This is a genomic window from Acidovorax sp. Root402, from assembly GCF_001425125.1.
Lineage (GTDB): Bacteria > Pseudomonadota > Gammaproteobacteria > Burkholderiales > Burkholderiaceae_C > Acidovorax > Acidovorax delafieldii.
In genome coordinates this window covers 459,113-479,049 of record NZ_LMDQ01000012.1, presented here as the reverse complement: position 1 = coordinate 479,049, position 19,937 = coordinate 459,113, and the positions used below count along the sequence as shown (strand labels likewise).

Here is a 19,937-nt window from a genome sequence, read left to right as displayed (position 1 = left end):
TATACCCATGGGTAGCATTGTTCTACCGAGCGGTATATATTGGCAAGACGCTGGCGGGTGAGGGCGCTCAGAGAAAACCCTGAGTGGCCGCCAAGAACCAGCGATTCCAGACACCTCGGAGACAACGCCATGCCTTCTGCCGCACCGCAGCTGCCGCTGCACGAACACCTGCGCCGCCACGCGCGCGAAACGCCCGACCACATCGCCTACCTCTGGTACGGCCAGCCCCTCACGTGGGCGCAGCTTGATGCGGCCAGTGATGCATTTGCCGCGCGCCTACAGGCGCTGGGTGTGGCCAAGGGCGAGCCCGTGGCGCTGTTCATGAACAACTGCCCGCAGTACGTGATGGCGCACTACGGCATCCAGAAGATCGGCGCCATCGTCTGCCCTTGCGGGCCGCTGAACAAGGAGCATGAGCTGGAATACCAGCTCACCGACCTGCAGGCGCGCGTGATCGTCGCGGCCGATGTGCTGCTGCCCGTGGTGGACAAGGTGCGCGCCAAGACCGCGCTGCAGCAGGTGTTTGTGGTGCGCTATGCCGAACTGCTGCCCGAGGGCTCGCCCAGCATCGACGTACCCGCCGAGCTGCTGGCCATGCGCGCCGCCATGGCGCCGGTGCCTGCGGGCTGCGAAGACTTCCTGGCCGCCACCCGCACCGGTGCGCGGCCTGCGCCCGTGGCGCTGTCGATGGATGACGTTTCGCTCATGACCTACACCTCGGGCACCACCGGGTTACCGAAGGGCGCGATGCTGAGCTACGGCAATGCCACGTTCAAGACCGCTGCATCGGCGGACTGCAATGGCATGACACCGCACGAAACGCTGCTGGCCGTGGCACCGCTGTACCACATCGCCGGCATGGTGATGGGCGTGAACCTGCCGGTCTACACCGGCGCCACGGCCGTGCTGCTGTACCGTTTTGACCCGCTGGGCGTGGCCCAGGCGCTGGAGCGCCACCGCGTGACCTGGTGGTACAGCATCGCGCCCATGAATGGCGCGCTCATGCAGGTGCCCGGCGCACGCGAGATGGACTGGAGCGCGCTGCGCCGCAACCCAGTCACCAGCTTCGGCATCACCTTCACCGAGGTGCTGGCCCTGCAGTGGCAGCAGTTCGCGCCGAACTGCATCTCCCACGAGGCGGCCTACGGGCTGTCCGAAACGCACACGGTGGACACCGCCATGCCGGTGGACGCCATCCGCTGGGGCACTCAGGGCAAGCCCGTGCCGGGCAACACCCTGCGCATCGTCGACCCCGACACCGGTGCGCCGCTGTCCGTTGGCGAGGTGGGCGAGATCACCATCCACGGCCCCGGCAACTTCAAGGGCTACTGGAACAAGCCCGAGGCCACGGCCAAGACGCTGCGGGATGGCTGGGTCTACACCGGCGACATGGGCAAGATCGATGTGGACGGCTATGTCACCTTCATCGGTCGTTTCAAGGAAATGATCAAGGTGTCGGGCTACAGCGTGTTCCCCGAAGAGGTCGAGACCCTGCTCATCAAGCACCCCGCCGTGGCCCAGGCCGCCGTGATTGGCGTGCCCGATGCGGAAAAGGGTGAGGTGGTGCGCGCCTTCATCGTCAAGAAGTCCGGCCAGGAGGTGGACGCCGCCGGCCTGGTGGCCTGGTGCCGCGAGAACATGGCGCCCTACAAAGCCCCGCGCGAGGTGCGTTTCATCGACGCACTGCCCGCCACGGGCGCTGGCAAAGTGCTGCGCCGCCTGCTGCGTGATATTGCTTGAATGAGTGAAAAATTGGCTGCTGGCGCTAGTTGAATATGCGCTGGCAGCTATAAAAAATAGAGCGACTGCCCCATGCCATCTTCTGTTCTGTTCACCAAAGTGCTGGTTGCCAATCGGGGCGAAATCGCACTGCGCACCGTGCGCGCCCTGCACGACCTGAGCATCACCAGCGTGGCCGTGTATGCCGACGATGACGCCACCAGCCCCCATGTCCACGCAGCCAGTGCGGCCGTGGCACTGGGCGCCACCGGCCCGGCGGCGTACCTGGACGGTGCGCGCCTCATCGCGATTGCGAAGGCGCAGGGCTGCGATGCCGTGCATCCGGGCTACGGCTTCTTGAGCGAGCGCGCCGACTTCGCCCGCGCCTGCGCCGAGGCCGGGTTGCGCTTCATCGGCCCCACGCCTGCGCAGCTCGCGCTGTTCGGCGACAAGGCGCAGGCCCGTGCGCTGGCGCAGCAGCAGGGCGTGCCGCTCATGCCCGGCACGCAGGCGGCGGTGACGCTGCTGGAGGCACAGGCCTTCTTTGCGCAGCACGCCCATGCCGGCATCGTCATCAAGGCCATCGGTGGCGGCGGCGGGCGCGGCATGCGCGCGGTGGCGTCGGCCGATGACTTGCCCGCTGCCTACGCGCGCTGTCGCAGCGAGGCGCAGGCCGCCTTTGGTGTGGACGGCGTGTACGTGGAGCGCCTGATGGGCAACGCCCGCCACATCGAGGTGCAGGTGCTGGGCGATGGGCGCGAGGTGATCGCGCTGGGCGAGCGCGAGTGCACGCTGCAGCGGCGCTTTCAGAAGGTGGTGGAGATCGCGCCCAGCCCTTCGCTGCCCGCAGTGCTGCGCGAGCGGATCACCACCGCCGCACTGTCCATGGCGCGGGCGGTGCAGTACGAAGGCCTGGGCACCTTCGAGTTTCTGGTGGACTTGGCGTCGAGCGACCTGCCGTTTGTCTTCATCGAATGCAACCCACGCCTGCAGGTGGAGCACACCATCACCGAAGAGGTCACCGGCGTGGACCTGGTGCAGGCGCAGATTGCGCTGGCCGCAGGCCGCACGCTGCAGGACATCGGCCTCGACCCTGCCGCACCGCCTGCCGTGTTGGGCTTTGCCGTGCAGTGGCGCATCAACGCCGAGACGCTGGACGCACAGGGCAACGCCACCCCCGGCAGCGGCGTGCTCAGCCGCTTTGACCTGCCCGCAGGCCCAGGCGTGCGCGTGGACACGCACGGCGCAGCAGGCGTAACGCCGTCGCCGCACTACGACACGCTGCTGGCCAAGCTCATCGTGCACACGCGCGGCCCGCGCTTTGCGGACGCGCTGCGCCGCTCGCAGCGCGCGCTGGCCGAGTGCCGCATCGACGGTGTGGCCACCAACCTCGCGCTGCTGCAGGCGCTGGCAACATGGCCCGAAATGGAGAGCCAGCAGGTGCACACGCGCTGGCTGGAGTCGGTGCTGCCGGATCTTTTGGTTGCTACTGAAAATATAGCTATCAAGGCAGATTCGACTAGCGCTACAGGGCAAAAAGACCCGCATATCGCCTCTGACACCCCTGACGGCGCAGTGCTGGCCCCCATGCCCGCCCGCCTGGTGCAGCTGAGCGTGGCCGAGGGCGACGTGGTCGCCGCAGGCGCCGAGCTGGCCGTGCTCGAAGCCATGAAGATGGAGCATGTGCTGCTGGCCCCACACGCGGGCCGCGTCGGCGCGCTGCTGGCCGTGGCCGGTGCCTACGTCGCGCAGGGGCAGCCGCTGCTGGTGCTGGACGCGGTGGACGATGCGGCCGATGTCGAAGTGCAGGGCAGCGCTGCGCACGACCCCGACCACATCCGCGCCGACCTGCAACGCGTGATCGACCGCCACGCCTTCACGCTCGACGCCGCGCGCCCCGACGCCATGGCCAAACGCCACGCCCAAGGTGGCCGCTCCGCGCGCGAGAATATTGCCGACCTGTGCGACGACGGCAGCTTCATCGAATATGGCGCCCTCGCCATCGCCGCGCAGGCGCGCCGCCGCAGCAAGGAGGACCTGATTGCCAACACACCCGCCGACGGCATGGTCACAGGCATCGGCGGCATCAATGGCGCACTGTTTGGCGACGAGAAGTCCCGCACCGTGGTCATGTCTTACGACGCCACCGTGCTCGCGGGCACCCAGGGCGCACGCAACCACGCCAAGACCGACCGCATGCTCGGCATCGCGCTGGCGCAGAAGCTGCCGGTGGTGTTGTTCGCCGAGGGCGGCGGCGGGCGCCCGGGCGACACCGACATGCCCGTGGTGGCGGGGCTGCATGTGCACACGTTTGCGAGCTACGCGGCGCTGTCGGGCCAGGTGCCAGTCATCGGCATCGCCGCCGGGCGCTGCTTTGCGGGCAACGCGGCGCTGCTGGGCTGCAGCGACGTGATCATTGCCACGCGCGCCAGCAACATCGGCATGGGCGGCCCGGCCATGATCGAAGGTGGTGGTCTGGGCATCTTCAAGCCAGAGCAGATCGGACCGAGCCGCGTGCAGCATGCCAACGGCGTGATCGACGTGCTGGTCGATGACGAGGCCGGGGCGGTGCAGGCCGCGCGCCATTACCTGTCGTTCTTCCAGGGCCGCACATCGCAGTGGTCTGCACCCGACCAGCGCCTGCTGCGCGCCGTGGTGCCCGAAAACCGCCTGCGCGTGTACGACACCCGCACGGCGATGGCGGGCCTGGTGGACGACGGCAGCCTGCTGCTGCTGCGCACCGGCTTTGGCGCGGGCATCCACACCGCACTCGCGCGCATCGAAGGCCGCCCCGTGGGCCTGCTGGCCAACAACCCGCAACACCTGGGCGGCGCCATCGACGCCGATGCGGCCGACAAAGGCGCGCGCTTCATGCAGCTGTGCAACGCGCATGGTCTGCCCATCGTGAGCCTGGTGGACACGCCCGGCTTCATGGTCGGCCCCGAGGTCGAAGCCACGGCCCAGGTGCGCCACGTGAGCCGCCTGTTCGTCACCGCAGCCAGCCTGCGCGTACCCACCTTCAGCGTGGTGCTGCGCAAGGGTTACGGCCTGGGCGCCATGGGCATGACGGCCGGGGGCTTCCATGCGCCCGTGTTCACTGTCGCCTGGCCCACGGGCGAGTTCGGTGCCATGGGGCTCGAAGGCGCCGTGCGCCTGGGCTTTCGCAAGGAGCTGGAGGCGCTGCCCGAGGGCGCCGAGCGCGACGCGCTGTTTGCCAAGCTGCTGGCCAAGTCCTACGCCAACGGCGAGGCGATGCACATGGCCGCCACGCTGGAGATCGACGCGGTGATCGACCCGGCGGACACGCGGGCCTGGCTGGCGCGGGGGCTGGCGTCGGCGCAGGTGGCTCCGCTGGGTCCACGTTGCATCGATACCTGGTGAAGCAGCACGGCACCTGGCACGGTGGTGCCTATCGGTGCATCAGGGCGAGCTTTGCGCCGAGCCCGACAAACGCGGCCGCAAAGCCGCGGCGCAGCCACACCAGCGCGCCGGGGCGCTGCAGCACCTGGTCACGAAACCGGGCGGCAAAGACGCCATAGCCCAAAAACACCACAAAAGTCATGGCCATGAAGACCAGCGAGAGCTGGACCATGCGCCACGCGGGCTGCGATTCACCCGGTGCGATGAACTGCGGCAGAAAGGTGAGGAAGAACAGCGACAGCTTGGGGTTGAGCAGGTTGATCAGCATGGCTTCCGCGATACGCCCACCGGCTGTGCGTGCGGGTGCGTCGGCGCGCACCTCCAGTGTGGCGGGCGAGCGCCACGTGGCCCAGCCCATGTAGACCAGGTAGGCGACCCCCGCGTAGCGCAGGACTTCGAATGCCGTGGCGCTGGCGTTGAGAAGTGCGGCCAGCCCGGTGATCGCCGCCAGCAGGTGCGGCACGATGCCGAGCGTGCAGCCCAGCGCCGTCACGGCGGCGGCCCGCGCGCCGCCCGAGAGTCCGGCCGCCACGGTCAGCAGGGTTCCTGGCCCCGGCGAGACGACCACGATGAGAGAGGTGATGAGAAATTCGATGCCCATGGCGAGAGGCCGCGCGGCGGCGGCGTGAAGTGGCGATGCCCGCAGCATCCGCCAACCCCCGCACAACGGTCTTGAACGAAATTGCAGGGTCCGGGCTGTCAGCCGCGTGCGCGGACGTAGGCGCCCGGTGTGATGCCAAAGCTGCGCGTGAAGAGGCGCGTCAGGTGGCTTTGGTCGGCAAAGCCACTGGCTGCGGCGATATCGGCCAGGGGCGTACCCGCACCCATCAGATGGCGCGCAAGCTGCAGTCGGCGCTGCAGCAGGTAGGCGTGCGGCGTCAGGCCCGTGGCCTGGGCAAATTGGCGCACGAGCTGGTAGCGGCTCAAACTTGCTGCGTCGGCCAGTTGCGCGAGGCTCCAGGCCGCGGTGGGATCGTCGTCCATCATGGTGCGAGCCCTGGCGATGGACGCGGCGGATTGTTGGTGGCCCTTCGGCCGCAGCAGGCCGCTCAGCACCCGCAACAGGCATTCCTCCACATGCAGCGCTGCGGCCGAGTGGTTGGGGCGGTGGGTGGCCGCGTCGAACAGCGCCAGTACCTGGTCCGCCAGCCGCGCATCGCGCATGGTCGGAGCATGGAATTCGAAGGCGGAGCCGTGCGGGCCCGGATGCACCTCTGCCGCCAATGGCGCCACCAGGGCGGGCTCCAGGTAGAGCATGCGCCAGGCGCGTCCACGCTCGTCCAGCGGCATGCCATCGTGGACTTCGCCGGGGTTGACCGTGATGGTGTCGCCTGGGCCCGATTCCACAATCCCCCGGCCGCTGGCCGATTTCTGCGCACCCCGCTCGATCACGCCGAGGCCGAACTGCAAGTGCATGTGCCTGCCGAAGACGAGGCGGGAGTCGGCCTGCATCGCTTCGATGCCGGGCAGTGCGGTGGGCAGGAATCGGAAGGGTTTTTGCTGCATGGCGCGCGGCCTTGGGGTGGCGCGGGGCCATGATAAGCTGACCTGATCGTCCCTTTTTCCTCCCTCAGTTTCACACGCGGAGACTCCTCTATGCCTGGCCTTTTGCCCGATATCGACCCCGATGGTTTGCTCGAATTTTCGGTGGTCTACACCGACCGCGCGCTCAACCACATGTCCAAGCGCTTCACCGGCGTGGTGCAGGACATCCTGGGCACGCTCAAAGAGGTCTACCACGCCCACACCGCCGTGCTGGTGCCCGGCAGCGGCACCTTCGGCATGGAGGCCGTGGCGCGCCAGTTTGCCAACAAGGAAAAGGTGCTCATCGTGCGCAACGGTTGGTTCAGCTACCGCTGGACGCAGATCTTTGATGCCGACAAGGGCCTGGGCGGTGGTTCCGTGGTGTGCAAGGCGCGCCAGCAGGGCAGTGGCCCGCAGGCGCCCTGGGCACCATGCCCCGCTGAAGAAGTCGCCGCCACCATCCGGGCAGAAAAGCCCAAGGTGGTGTTTGCGCCCCATGTGGAAACGGCCAGCGGCATCATCCTTTCGGACGACTACATCCGCACGCTGACGGCAGCTGCGCATGAGGTGGGCGCGCTGTTTGTGCTGGACTGCGTGGCGTCGGGCGCGATGTGGGTGGACATGCAGGCCACGGGCGTGGATGTGCTCATCAGCGCACCGCAAAAGGGCTGGAGCGGATCGCCTTGCTGCGCCATGGTGATGCTGTCCGAGCGTGCGCGCGAAGCCATCGAGGGCACCACGAGCAGCAGCTTCTCGTGCGACCTCAAGAAGTGGATGCAGATTGCCGAGGGCTACGAAAAGGGCCAGCACGCGTACCACACCACCATGCCCACGGATGCGCTGGTGCGCCTGCGCGAGGTGATGGGCGAGACGCGTGAATATGGATTTGCCAAGGTGCGTGACGAGCAGATCGAATTGGGCGCCAAGGTGCGCGCGCTGCTCGAATCGCGCGGCTTCCCCAGCGTGGCGGCAGACGGCTTCAAGGCGCCCGGCGTGGTGGTGAGCTACACCACCGACTCCGGCATCCAGAACGGCAAGAAGTTCATGGAAGTGGGCCTGCAGACGGCTGCGGGTGTGCCGCTGCAGTGCGATGAGGGGCCGGACTTCAAGACCTTCCGCATTGGCCTGTTTGGCCTGGAGAAGTGGCACAACGTGGACCGCACGGTGGGCCACCTGTCGAAGGCGCTGGACCAGATTGCGGCGACTGCCTGACGCATTGGGGTCGAGGTCGGCGGGCTGGCCCGGATGAAGCCAGAGACTGACAGCGCAACCGTAGCCCTGCGGCGTGCCAAACGGCAGGCGCTGGGACTGTTGCTGCTGGTGACGGCGGTGTTCATCGCCACCAGCGTGGTCGAACGCGGACTGTGGCTCAACGGTGTGAAGGCCATGGCCGAGGCCGCCATGGTGGGTGCGCTGGCGGACTGGTTTGCGGTGGTGGCGCTGTTCCGGCGCCCGCTGGGCCTGCCGATTCCGCACACCGCAGTCATCGCGCGCAACCAGGCGCGCATCGGCCGCAACCTGGCCACCTTTGTACGCGACAAGTTCCTGGACGTGCCTTCGCTCGTGTCGCTGATCCGCCGGCACGACCCGGCCGAGCGTCTGGCGCAGTGGCTCACGGCGCCAGGCAACGCCGCGCTGCTGGGACACCAGGCCACGCGCCTGGCATCGGCCGCGCTGGAGACGGTGCAGGACGCGCAGGTGGAGCGCTTCATCCACAAGGCCGCGCGTGCCTTGATCGGGCAGGTGGATATGTCGCGTGCCCTGGCAGCGGTGCTCGACACCCTGACCCACAACGGCCGTCACCAGGCGCTGCTGGACGACGTGCTGGCCAAGCTCATCGAACTGCTGCAGAACGAGCAAACCCGCACCTGGGTCGCGCAGTCCATCGTGGTCTGGCTGAAGAAGGACCACCCGCGCACCGAGAAATTGCTGCCCAGCGACTGGCTGGGCGACAAGGGTTCGGCCCTGCTGGCCCGCGCGCTGGAGAGCCTGATGACCGATGTGGCCGCCAACCCGCAGCACGCATTGCGTGCGCAGTTTGATGTGGCGGTGCAGCGCTTTATCGAGCGCCTGCGCAGCGACCCGGAATGGGAGCGCAAGGGCGAGGAGATCCGCACATGGTTGCAGACCGACGCCACGGTGGCAGGTTATGTACAGACCTTGTGGTTGGATCTGCGCGGCGCTCTGCAACGCGACCTGGCCGATGCCAACTCGGTGCTGGCGCGGCAGGTGGGCAAGCTGGGGTTATGGCTGGGCGAGTCGCTGGCGGGGGACGCGGCGCTGCGGCAGTCGTTCAATGACAGGCTGGAGCGTTGGGTGGAGGGTCTGGCGCCGGATGTGTCGGCGTTCATTGCGCAGCACATCGAGGACACGGTGCGGCGGTGGGATACGGAAGAGATGACTCAGCTGATCGAGCTGAACATTGGCAAGGATCTGCAGTACATCCGCATCAATGGCACCGTGGTGGGCGGGCTCATCGGGCTGGTGCTGTTTGCTGTGTCGCATGTGGGGGAGATGGGGCGGGCTTTGTGGGGCGGGTGAGGGCCGCTGAGCGCGGCGCAGCGTGGGACAAGAGGTGATGTCCCTGCCGCACCCCTCACAACAACCGGAACACCAGCGGCATCAGCACCGCAGCCAGCACCACCTGCAGCCCCAGCGCCAACCCTGCATACGCCCCCGCTTCGGCATGCACCTGCAGCGCATGCGCCGCGCCGATGCCATGTGACGCCGTGCCCAGCGCAAAGCCCCGCAGTGCCATGCCTTGCGCGTCGGTGGGCAGGCGCATCAAGCCAAACAACCAGCGCGCAGACAGCGCCCCCACCATGCCCGTCAGCGCCGCGAACACGGCGGCCAGGGCGGGCACGCCGCCGATCTGTGCGGCAATGCCCATGGCGACCGGGGCGGTGACGGATTTGGGGGCCAGCGACATCAGCACATCACCCGGCAGGCCCAGTGCCCAGCCCAGGCCTACAGCGCTGGCGGCCGCCGCGCTGCCACCCGCCAGCGAGGCCAGCACCAGCCGGCCCCAACGCGAGCGCAAGGCCGCGCGGCGCTGCCACAGGGGCCAGCCCAGCGCCACCACCGCAGGGCCCAGCAAGAAGTGGATGAACTGCGCGCCCGCAAAGTACGTGGGATAGGCCGTGCCGGTGGCCAGCATGACCGTGGCCAGAATGGCCACCGACAGCATCACCGGGTTGGCCCAGGGCGCGTGCCCCGAGCGCACCGACAGCGCCTGCGCCAGCACATACACCGCCAGCGTTGCGGTCAGCCCGAACAGTGGGGCCGATGCCAGGTACACCCACAGCTCAACGAAGTTCGCCATGGGTCTCCTTGGGCTGCAAAAGACGCAGCACCAGCGCCGTCACGGCCATACCGACCCAGGTGGACAGCACAATCACCGCCACCAGCTGCAGGCCATAGGTGCTCAGCAGCGCCAGGTGGGTCATGACCCCCACGCCCACCGGCACAAACAGCAGCGACAGGTGCTGGAGCAAGAAGCCCGCCGCCGGGGCTACGGCATCCCGAACGGGCTGCCAACGCAAGGCCAGCAAGAGCAGCACCATGCCGACCACCGGCCCTGGGACCGGGAGCTTCAAAAAGTGAGACAGCGCCTCGCCCCCCGACTGCATGAGCAGAAGAAAGGCCAGCCCTTGCAGCGCCTTCATGGCGATCAGAAACGCGGCAGGTCGGGGTGCTTGATCTGCCCCCCACGCACCAGCATCTTCCCGTACTCCGCGCACCGGTTCAGCGTGGGGATTACCTTGCCGGGGTTCAGCAACCCTGCCGGATCAAACGCGTGCTTGAGCCCGAACATCTGTGCGTTTTCCGCTGCAGAGAACTGCACACACATGCTGTTGAGCTTCTCCACGCCCACGCCATGCTCGCCCGTCACCGTGCCGCCCATGGCGACGCTGGTCTCCAGGATGTCGGCGCCAAACAGCTCGCAGCGGTGCAGTTGGTCGGCATCGTTCGCATCGAACAGGATCAGCGGATGCAGGTTGCCGTCGCCCGCGTGGAACACGTTGGCGCAGCGCAGCTGGTATTTTTTCTCCATCTCCTGGATGGCGAGCAGGATGTCCGCCAGGCGCTTGCGCGGGATGGTCGAGTCCATGCACATGTAGTCGGGGCTGATGCGGCCGCTGGCGGGGAAGGCGTTCTTGCGGCCGCTCCAGAAGCGCAGGCGCTCGGCTTCGTCGTTGCTGACCGAGATGGCGGTGGCGCCTGCAGCGCGCAGCACGTCGCTCATGCGGCCAATTTCTTCCTCTACCTCTTCGGGTGTGCCGTCGCTCTCGCACAGCAGGATGGCTTCCGCAGTCAGGTCGTAGCCCGCGTGCACAAAGTCCTCCACGGCAGCGGTCATGGGTTTGTCCATCATCTCCAGGCCGGCCGGGATGATGCCGGCCGCGATGACCGCGGCCACCGCGTCGCCCGCTTTGCGCACGTCGTCAAAGCTGGCCATGATGCAGCGCGCCAGCTGGGGCTTGGGGATGAGCTTGACGGTGACCTCGGTGGTCACGGCCAGCATGCCCTCGCTGCCGATCACGGCGGCCAGCAGGTCGTAGCCAGGGGCGTCGAGTGCCTCGCTGCCGAATTCGACGGGCTCGCCTTCCACCGTGAAGCCCTTTACCTTGAGCACGTTGTGCACGGTGAGGCCGTATTTGAGGCAGTGCACGCCGCCCGAGTTCTCGGCCACGTTGCCGCCGATGGTGCAGGCGATCTGGCTGCTGGGGTCGGGCGCGTAGTAGAGGTTGTAGGGTGCCGCCGCCTCGCTGATCGCCAGGTTGCGCACGCCACACTGCACCACGGCCGTGCGGCTTTCGGGGTTGATGTCGAGGATGCGGTTGAACTTGGCCAGCGACATCGTCACGCCCAGGGCGTGCGGCATGGCGCCGCCCGACAGGCCCGTGCCCGCACCGCGCGCCACCACCGGCACCTGCAGCCGGTGGCACACCTGCAGCACGGCCTGCACCTCGTCGTAGGTTTCCGGCAGGCACACCACCAGCGGGCGCTGGCGGTAGGCGGTGAGGCCGTCGCATTCGTAGGGCGTGGTGTCCTCGTTGTGCCAGAGCAGTGCGTGGGCGGGCAGCACGCGGCCCAGGGCCTGGACAACCTCGGCCTGGCGCGCGGCGCGTTCGGACAGGGCTACGGTGGGGTCGGCGGCAGTGTTCATGGCTGTCACTGTAGGGGATGGCTCGGTGCCCGGGCTTGAGCTTTTCTTCAGGGGATTGTGAAAAACACCGGATTGCTCACCAATTGATAGCTGCTGGTGCCTGTTGAGCAAGCGCTGGAGGCAAATTTGCCTGAACCTGATGGAGGCGGGCGCGGCTCGGGCGAGGGTGGCCGAGCAAGGGCCGCCTCGCAGCAAGGTCTGCGTCCCCCTTCCCGGCGCAGCCGAGAGAAGGGGGAAGGCGCCCAAGGCGACTCAGGGGGATACCTCTACTACGCCATGGTTTTGCGCAGCCACTCGGCAAACGCCGCGCATTCCCACCGGTCCATGGTGCCCGTGCGCCAGCACAGGTAGTGCGCGTGGGGGCTGGCGGTGTCGGTGTCAAACAGGCGCACCAGTGTGCCGTTCTCCAGCCAGGGCGCGCCCAGCTTCAGGCGTACCAGCGCCACGCCCATGCCGGCAGCGGCGCCGTCACACATCAGGCCGATGTCGTTGAACTGCGAGCCCTCGCTGGGCTCGGCCCAGTCGAGACCCGTGGCAGCAAACCAGGTGCGCCAGGGCTCCAGCGGGCTGCGCAGCAGGGGCACGCCCTCCAGGTCTTCGGGGCGGTCAAAGGGCCCGTGCTCGCGCACGAATGCGGGCGAGGCCAGGGGCGTGACCACGTCGCGCGCCAGCTCCACATGCTCCACGTCGGCATAGTGGCCGGGGCCAAAGCGCACCATCAGGTCGGCGTCTTCGGCCACCACGTCCAGCAGCGGGATGGAGACCTGCAGCGCCAGGTCGATCTCGGGATAGGCCTCGGTGAACTGGCGCAGGCGGGGGATGAGGATGGTGCGCGCAAACGTGGGCGTCACGGCCAGCTTGAGCCGCCGGCGCCCTGGCGCGGCCGCCTGGCCGGGGAACCGCTGCAGCGCACCCAACCCCTCGCGCACATGGGCCAGGTAGGCGCTGCCCTCGGTGGTCAGCGAAAAATCGGCCCGGCCAAACAGCCGCACGCCCAGGATCTGCTCCAGCTGTTTGACGCGGTGGCTCACGGCGCTGGGCGTCACGCACAGCTCGTCGGCCGTCTGCGTCACGCTGCGCAGTCGGGCCAGCGCCTCGAAGGTCAGCAGGCACTGGATGGGCGGGATGCGCCGTGCAGCGCTGCTGAGGAAGGAGGACGGGGCTGCCGTGGCCATGGGAAAGCTGGACTAGCGGAAGATGACTGTCTTGTGGCCGTTCAGGATCACGCGGTGCTCGCTGTGCCACTTCACGGCGCGGGCCAGCACCTGGCTTTCGGTGTCGCGGCCGCGGGCCGTGAGGTCTTCCACGGTGTCGGTGTGGTCGGCGCGGGCCACGTCCTGCTCGATGATCGGGCCTTCGTCCAGGTCGGCCGTCACATAGTGGGCCGTGGCGCCGATCAGCTTCACGCCCCGGTCATGGGCCTGGTAGTAAGGCTTGGCGCCCTTGAAGCTGGGCAGGAAGCTGTGGTGGATGTTGATGGCCCGACCGGCCAACTTTTGACATAGGTCAAGAGAAAGTATCTGCATGTAACGGGCCAATACCACCAACTCGGCCCCTTCGCCCTCGATAATCTCAAACTGCTTGGCTTCGGCCTGGGCCTTGGTGCTGCCCGTCATCGGGATGTGATGAAACGGCACGTTGTAGCTGGCCGCCAGCTGGTAGAAGTCGCGGTGGTTGCTGATGATGGCGCGGATGTCGATGGGCAGCAGGCCACTCTTCCAGCGGAACAGCAGGTCGTTGAGGCAGTGGCCTTCCTTGCTGACCATGAGCACGGTTTTCATGGGGGCTGCCGTGGCGTGCAGGCTCCAGTGCATGTTGTAGGGCTCGGCAAAGCTGGTCAGGCGCGCTTTGAGGGTGGGGTGGTCGTGCTGGTCGCAGGCAAACTGCACCCGCATGAAGAACAGGCCCGTGGCGTGGTCGTTGTACTGCGCGGCTTCTTCGATGTTGCCGCCATGCTCCAGCAAAAAGCCGGAGACGGCGTGCACCAGCCCCAGGCGGTCGGGGCAGGACAGGGTAAGGATGTAGGCGTTGGTCATAGCTGTGCAATTGTCGCAGCAAGGGCCAAAGGCCGTGAAACCGTGAAATCAACAAGGAGCGCAAGAAGCGCAATGGGCAACGAGGGCTATGCCTCATCACTGGTCCCCTGGCGGGGCATGCTGCTGTACCTGGTGCTGGGGGTGGCCTGGGTGTTTGCGGGCGATGTGTTGCTGGCTCACTGGGTGACCGACCCGGCCCTGCTGACCCGTTTTCAGACCTGGAAGGGCTGGGGCTATGTGGCGCTGACCAGCGGCCTGGCCTGGTGGCTGCTGCGGCGCATGCGCCGCGCCGAAAAGGTGCGCATGGCCATGGCGCAGGAGCTGACGCAGATCGTGCGCCATGCGCCGGCCGGGTTTGCGCGGGTGGCGCTGGACGGCAGCTTTCTGTGGGCCAACGCCCGCCTGTGCGACCTGCTGGGGGCCACGCCCGCGCAGACGCTGGGCCTCAATTTTCGCGATGTGATGATCGCCCAGGACCCTGACTGGGCGGCGTCGCAACTGGAGCGCCTGCTGGCTGGCGAGATCGACCACTATGTGGGCGAGCGCCACTGCCTGCGGCTGGACAACGGCCGCCGGGCGCCTGTGCTGTGCACCGTGACACTGGCGCCCGAAGTGGGCGATGAGCCCGCGCACCTGGTGTGTGTGGTGCAGGACCTCGACGAGATCAAGGCCGCGCGTGCGGCGCTGCAGCGCAGCGAGGCCCGCCAGCGCCTGGCGGCCACGGTGGTGGACAACACCATGGAGGGCGTGGTGGTGACCGACGCCCACAGCCGCATCCTGTCGGTCAACGCGGCGTTCACCCGGCTGCTGGGCTATACCGAGGAGGAGCTGCTGGGCAAGACCCCGCGCGTCTTCAAGTCGGGCCGCCACGACAAGGCTTTTTATGAGGCGATGTGGTCGGCGCTGACCGAAACCGGGTACTGGCAGGGCGAGATCTGGAACCGCCGCAAGAACGGCGAGATCTTCCCGGAGCACATGTCCCTGTCGGCCGTGCGCGACCCGGCGGGCGAGATCACGCACTACGTGTGCATGTTTACCGACATCTCCGAAGAAAAGGCCCAGCAGCGGCAACTGGAATACCTGGCGCACAACGACCCGCTCACGGGCTTGTCCAACCGCACCTGGTTCGGGCACCAGCTGGAGCTGGCGGTGCAGGAGGCGCAGGGCAGTGGCGAGCACATCGCCGTGCTGCTGCTCAACCTGGACCGCTTCAAGGACGTGAACGACAGCTACGGCCATGCCACGGGCGACGAGGTGCTCAAGCACATTGCGCGGCAGGTGCAGTCCGCCCTGCGGCCCGGAGACGTGCTGGGGCGCATGGCGGGCGACGAGCTGGCCGTGGTGGCGCGCAACCTGCGCCATGCCGATGGTGCCGCCGCCGTGGCGCGCCACCTTATCCGCGCTGTGGCCGAGCCCTGGCGTTCGCCCGACGGGCTCGAGGTGGTGGCGGGCGTCAGTGTGGGCATCTGCATGTTCCCTGAGCACGCTGGCACCACCGAACTGCTGCTGCAGGGCGCCCATGCGGCGGTCTATGGCGCCAAGGCGCGCGGCCGGGGGGCGTGGTGCTTCTTCCACGAGGCCATGACCCAGGCGGCCCGCGAGCGGCTGGAGCTGGAGTCGCGCCTGCGCCTGGCGCTGGCCCAGGGCCATCTGCAGATGTACTACCAGCCCCAGATCGACATTGCCACCGGTCGCATCCAGGGCGCCGAAGCCCTGGTGCGCTGGAACGACCCGCAAGAGGGGCTGATCTCCCCCGCGCGCTTCATTCCCGTGGCCGAGACCTCGGGCGTCATCGGTCCGCTGGGCGAATGGGTGGTGCGCGAGGTCTGCCGTCAGGGCCAGCAATGGCGTGATGCCGGGCTGCCACCGCTGACCCTGGCGCTGAATGTGTCGCCGCGCCAGTTCCACCTGACCGACTTGGCCGGTTGCACGTCGGCCGCGCTGCAGGCCAGCGGGTTCCCCGCGGCACTGCTGGAGCTGGAGATCACCGAAAGCGCCCTGGCCGAACGTACCGAAGAAGCCCGCCAGGTGCTGGTGCGCCTGCGCGAGCTGGGGGTGCGCATCGCGGTGGATGACTTTGGCACCGGCTATTCGTCGCTGGCGCAGCTCAAGCGGTTTCCCATCGACGTGCTCAAGATCGACCAGGGATTCATCCGCGATATTCCGCAAAGCGAGGACGACATGGCCATCAGCGCCGCCATCATCGCCATGGGGCATAGCATGGGCCTGTCGGTGCTGGCCGAGGGGGTGGAGACCGAGGGCCAGCTGGCCTTCCTGCGCGAGCGGGGCTGCGACGCCTACCAGGGCTACCTGTGCAGCCGCCCCGTGCCCGCCGACGATTTTGTGGCGCTGCTGCGCGCGCAGGCGGAGTCTGCTGCCGCCGCGCAGGGCTAAAAGGCGCGCTCAGACCTTCTGTCCTGGGGGCGCAGGGCGCCACTGCTCGCGCAACTCTGCGCACACATCACGCGGGGGCAGCGCCGGGGTCTGGACCACGGCATCTGCTTGTGCACCTGATTTGATAGCGGCTGGCGCATGTTCCACCTGCGCTATCACCACTTTTGACACCAGATTTGCCGGCCAATGCGTTGGCACGCCCAGGTGGCGCAGCACATGGCCGCCGCCAGCCACCAGCAGCACCGTCTGGCCGGAGCGCAACGCCTCGTGGGCCGTCCGGGCCATGCTGGCGTCGCGGGCGATCTGGATGCGGGCCATGGGCGCAATTTGTGGCTCCGGCAGCAGCCCGCAGTGGCCGTCGCGCAGCGCCTGGTATTGCTGCGCCAGCGCGGGGGCGGGCAGGTGCCGGTCCCAGGCGGTCTCCGCCATGGCGGCCCGCATGCGGGCGCGGGGCAGGTTGCCTCCCAGCACGGGCACGCCGGCGCCCACGGCCGCCATCACCACCGGGCCATAGGCCTGCCATGGCCAGGCGGCGTTGTCCCATTGCAGGGCGGCCTGGGCCTGCGCTTCGCTGGCATCGCGCGGCAGGCCCCGGGTGCTGTGGCCCCGCTCGGCCATCTCCATCACCACGGCCGCCAGCTGCCCGCGCGAGGACAGCCACGCCACGGCCTCGCGCTGCAGGCGCTGGTGGTCGGGTGCATCGTGCTGCTCGCCCAGCAGCAGTACATCGGCGGGAAGCAGGCTCTGCAAGCGGTCGGTCCAGAGGGGGGAGGGCGGCGTGCCCGGGGCAGGGGCGTAGGCGCAGCCAGCCAGCGCCACGGTGACGCTTCCCAGCACCAGCCAGGTTCGCAGGAGAGGGAGGGGCAGTCGTTGCATGGCTCCATGCTACGCGGGCCGCTCTTGACCCAGGTCAAGGTTGTGGTGATGCCCCTTCCCTACACTGCGCCATGCGCTCCCGTCCCACGCTCTCCACCAAACTCCTTGCCATGGGCGCGGGCTTCTTGCTGGTGGCGCTCGCTTCCATCGGCCTGACCCTGTGGGTGACCTGGAAGCTCGAAGGTGGCGCAGCGGCGGTCAACGAGGCCGGCCGCCTGCGCATGAACATGCTGCGCATGGTGCTGGTGCTGCAGACCGAGCCACCCGAGGCCGTGCAAGAACGCGCCCGCCAGTTCGACGCCAGCCTGGAGTTGCTGCGCACGGGCGATCCGTCGCGCCCGCTGTTTGTGCCGTGGAGCGACGAGACACGTACGCGGTTCGATGGCATCCGCACCCGGTGGACCGAGGCCCGCACCGGGTGGGTCAGCGCATCGCCCCCGGACCGCGCCCGGAACCTGGCGGAGGCCGATGCCTTTGTGCAGCAGGTCGATGGTTTTGTGGATGCCATCGAGATCCAGATCGCGGGCTGGACCGCCGCGCTGCACCTGTTCCAGCTGTTCATGATGGCGCTGGCCATCGTGGCTGCCGTCACCTTCATGGCCGTGAGCTATCTGCTGGTCATCAATCCCGTGGCACGTCTGCAGCAGGCCCAGGCCCGGCTGCGCCAGGGCGAGCTGGGCACGCGGCTGCCGGTGGATACGGATGACGAGTTCGGTCAGCTGTCGGCGGGCTTCAACCTCATGGCGCATGCACTGCAGGCATCGCACGACGAGCTGGAGCACAAGGTGCGCGAAAAGACCGCCAGCATCGCCGTGCAGAACCAGCGCCTGGCCGCGTTGTATGAGGTGAGCGCGCTGGCCAGCACGGCGGGCAGCCTGGAGCTGCTGGCCCAGGGTTTTGTGCAGCAGATCCGCCGCGTAGCGGGGGCCGACGCAGCCGCCGTGCGCTGGTCCAATGAGGCCAACGAACGCTATGTGCTGCTGGCGGGCGACGGCCTGCCGCGCACCATGGCCGAAGGCGAGCACTGCCTGCACACGGGCACCTGCCTGTGCGGCCAGCCGCAGGCCCAAGCGCGCACGCGGGTCATTCCCATCACACCGTCCACGACCGTTGCCTTGCCCCATTGCCGCGAGGCGGGGTTCCAGACCATGGTCACCATCCCGGTGCAGATGCTGCAGCGCCTGTTGGGCGAGGTGGATCTGTTCTTCCGCTCGCCGGTGGAGCTGACCGATGAACTGCGCGACCTGCTCGAAGCCATGACGCGCCACTTGGCCAGTGCCATGGAGGGCCTGCGTGCCACCGCGCTGGAGCGCGAGGCGGCGGTGGCCGAGGAGCGCAGCCTGCTGGCGCGGGAGCTGCACGACTCCATCGCCCAGTCGCTGGCCTTCCTCAAGATCCAGACCCAGCTGCTGCGCGATGCCGTGGCGCGCGGCGATGAGGCCAAGCGCGACCGCAGCATCGGCGAGCTGGATGTGGGTGTGCGCGAGTGTTATTCCGATGTGCGCGAGCTGCTGGTGCACTTCCGCACCCGCACCAGCGAGGAAGACATCGAGTCAGCGCTGCGCGCCACCTTGTCCAAGTTTGAGCACCAGACCGGCATGGCCACCACGCTGGGCATGGTGGGCCACGGCTTGCCGCTGGCGCAGGACGTGCAGATCCAAGTGCTGCACATGGTGCAGGAGGCCTTGTCGAACGTGCGCAAACATTCGGGCGCCACACGGGTGGATGTGCTGGTGCACCGCCATCCACGCTGGCGCTTTGAGGTGCAGGACAACGGCACTGGCTTTGAGGTGGCCTCCGTGCCACCGGACTCGCTGCATGTAGGCCTGGGCATCATGCGCGAACGGGCCCAGCGCATTGGCGCGGTGGTCCAGGTGGAGTCCGCTCCGGGGCAGGGCACCCGCGTGTGCATCGAGCTTCCCTCGGTCGCACCCACCCAGCCTCACCAGCCTGCCGCATCCACCCATTCAGCGGGTTCGATATACGCCGCAGCCCCCCAACAAGCCACCATGCCATGACGACCTCCGTATCGCCCGTTGCCACAACCCCCGCGTCAGCGCCGACGACACCGCCGGTCACGCTGCTGGTGGTGGACGACCACACGCTGTTCCGTCGCGGGCTGATCGCGCTGCTGAGCCAGTATGAGGGCCTGTCCGTGGTGGGCGAGGCGGGGGATGCCGCGCAGGCCCTGCGGCTTGCGCCCCAGCTGCAGCCGCAGGTGATCCTGCTCGACAACCACCTGCCCGGGGTGATGGGCGTGGATGCCATCCAGGGCCTGCGCGAAGTCTCGCCCGCCTCGCGCGTGCTCATGCTCACCGTGAGCGAGGACGCGCAGGACCTGGCCACCGCGCTGCGCAACGGCGCGCAGGGCTACCTGCTCAAGACCATCGACGGCGACCTGTTGGCCCAGGCCATTCGCCGTGCCGCCCGGGGCGAGCCCGTGGTAAGCCCCGAACTCATGGGCAAGCTGGTGGCGGCGTTCCAGTCGCAGGGTGTGCCCGAGATAGCGCCCGCCGCGCCCTTACCCGCCGATGCCGCTGCGGTCGCTGCAGGCGCCGCCAGCGGCTTCACACCCCTGTCACCGCGCGAGGAAGACGTGCTGCGCGAGATCGCGCGCGGTGCCAGCAACAAGGAAATCGCGCGCACGCTCGATATCGCCGAGACCACGGTCAAGATCCATGTGCAGCACATCCTGCGCAAGCTGGGCCTGAGTTCACGCGTTCAGGCGGCCGTCTACGCGTCAGACCGGCAGCGCGCCGAATAGCGCTGGCCCGCGCACGCTCCGGGCGCGTCGGGCT

The 19,937-nt window shown here is 68.1% G+C and carries 15 protein-coding genes; 7 read left to right on the top strand and 8 right to left on the bottom strand.

All coding sequences use genetic code 11. From position 1 onward, the window contains the following. Positions 1-129 precede the first annotated feature (129 nt). Entirely contained in the window at positions 130-1,740 is a 1,611-nt protein-coding gene (locus tag ASC83_RS07250) for an AMP-binding protein (RefSeq protein WP_056059891.1), read from the top strand. An 87-nt stretch (positions 1,741-1,827) separates the two neighbouring features. Further along, on the top strand, positions 1,828-5,100 hold the full coding sequence (locus ASC83_RS07245; protein ID WP_056060093.1) for a carboxyl transferase domain-containing protein: 3,273 nt from the start codon (positions 1,828-1,830) through the stop codon (positions 5,098-5,100). A 28-nt stretch (positions 5,101-5,128) separates the two neighbouring features. On the opposite strand, the gene ASC83_RS07240 is transcribed toward ASC83_RS07245, so the two are convergent. Together ASC83_RS07240 and ASC83_RS07235 are read right to left on the bottom strand one after the other, a co-directional pair. Then, positions 5,129-5,740 (bottom strand): LysE family translocator, encoded by a 612-nt coding sequence (locus ASC83_RS07240; protein WP_056060091.1) that lies wholly within the window; start codon positions 5,738-5,740, stop codon positions 5,129-5,131. 98 nt (positions 5,741-5,838) lie between these two features. Further along, positions 5,839-6,645, bottom strand: a complete 807-nt coding sequence (locus ASC83_RS07235; RefSeq protein WP_056059887.1) for an AraC family transcriptional regulator — start codon at positions 6,643-6,645, stop codon at positions 5,839-5,841. Between the two features lie 90 nt (positions 6,646-6,735). Here ASC83_RS07235 and ASC83_RS07230 point away from each other — a divergent pair, with 90 nt between their 5' ends. Together ASC83_RS07230 and ASC83_RS07225 are read left to right on the top strand one after the other, a co-directional pair. After that, positions 6,736-7,875, top strand: a complete 1,140-nt coding sequence (locus ASC83_RS07230; protein ID WP_056059884.1) for an aminotransferase class V-fold PLP-dependent enzyme — start codon at positions 6,736-6,738, stop codon at positions 7,873-7,875. A gap of 33 nt (positions 7,876-7,908) precedes the next feature. Beyond that, positions 7,909-9,204, top strand: a complete 1,296-nt coding sequence (locus tag ASC83_RS07225) for a DUF445 domain-containing protein (RefSeq protein WP_056059879.1) — start codon at positions 7,909-7,911, stop codon at positions 9,202-9,204. 55 nt (positions 9,205-9,259) lie between these two features. On the opposite strand, the gene ASC83_RS07220 is transcribed toward ASC83_RS07225, so the two are convergent. The 5 genes from ASC83_RS07220 to purU all read right to left on the bottom strand — a co-directional run bounded on the left by ASC83_RS07220 (position 9,260) and on the right by purU (position 13,869). After that, positions 9,260-9,985: an LrgB family protein gene (locus ASC83_RS07220; protein ID WP_056059876.1), complete on the bottom strand. Its 726-nt coding sequence runs from the start codon at positions 9,983-9,985 to the stop codon at positions 9,260-9,262. After that, entirely contained in the window at positions 9,969-10,328 is a 360-nt protein-coding gene (locus ASC83_RS07215) for a CidA/LrgA family protein (protein WP_056059873.1), read from the bottom strand. Before ASC83_RS07215 ends, ASC83_RS07220 begins: the two co-directional genes overlap by 17 nt. 5 nt (positions 10,329-10,333) lie before the next feature. Further along, entirely contained in the window at positions 10,334-11,833 is a 1,500-nt protein-coding gene (locus ASC83_RS07210) for an FAD-linked oxidase C-terminal domain-containing protein (protein ID WP_056059869.1), read from the bottom strand. A gap of 269 nt (positions 11,834-12,102) precedes the next feature. After that, on the bottom strand, positions 12,103-13,008 hold the full coding sequence (locus ASC83_RS07205) for a LysR substrate-binding domain-containing protein (protein WP_056059867.1): 906 nt from the start codon (positions 13,006-13,008) through the stop codon (positions 12,103-12,105). 12 nt (positions 13,009-13,020) lie between these two features. After that, positions 13,021-13,869 carry a formyltetrahydrofolate deformylase gene (purU, locus tag ASC83_RS07200; protein ID WP_056059864.1) on the bottom strand — a complete coding sequence of 283 codons (849 nt, stop codon included), beginning with the start codon at positions 13,867-13,869 and terminating at the stop codon, positions 13,021-13,023. A gap of 72 nt (positions 13,870-13,941) precedes the next feature. Here purU and ASC83_RS07195 point away from each other — a divergent pair, with 72 nt between their 5' ends. After that, on the top strand, positions 13,942-16,263 hold the full coding sequence (locus tag ASC83_RS07195; RefSeq protein ID WP_056059861.1) for a bifunctional diguanylate cyclase/phosphodiesterase: 2,322 nt from the start codon (positions 13,942-13,944) through the stop codon (positions 16,261-16,263). A 9-nt stretch (positions 16,264-16,272) separates the two neighbouring features. Here the strand turns inward: ASC83_RS07195 and ASC83_RS07190 are convergent, their stop codons facing one another. Beyond that, positions 16,273-17,139, bottom strand: a complete 867-nt coding sequence (locus ASC83_RS07190) for a ChaN family lipoprotein (RefSeq protein ID WP_056059858.1) — start codon at positions 17,137-17,139, stop codon at positions 16,273-16,275. A gap of 71 nt (positions 17,140-17,210) precedes the next feature. Here ASC83_RS07190 and ASC83_RS07185 point away from each other — a divergent pair, with 71 nt between their 5' ends. Then, complete coding sequence (locus ASC83_RS07185) at positions 17,211-19,157, top strand: type IV pili methyl-accepting chemotaxis transducer N-terminal domain-containing protein (protein WP_056059855.1); 1,947 nt, start codon at positions 17,211-17,213, stop codon at positions 19,155-19,157. Further along, the gene (locus tag ASC83_RS07180; RefSeq protein ID WP_056059852.1) at positions 19,154-19,903 is read left to right on the top strand and encodes a response regulator; all 750 of its coding nucleotides are present in this window, start codon (positions 19,154-19,156) and stop codon (positions 19,901-19,903) included. The genes ASC83_RS07185 and ASC83_RS07180 overlap by 4 nt, the downstream gene beginning before the upstream one ends. The last annotated feature ends 34 nt before the right edge of the window (positions 19,904-19,937 follow it).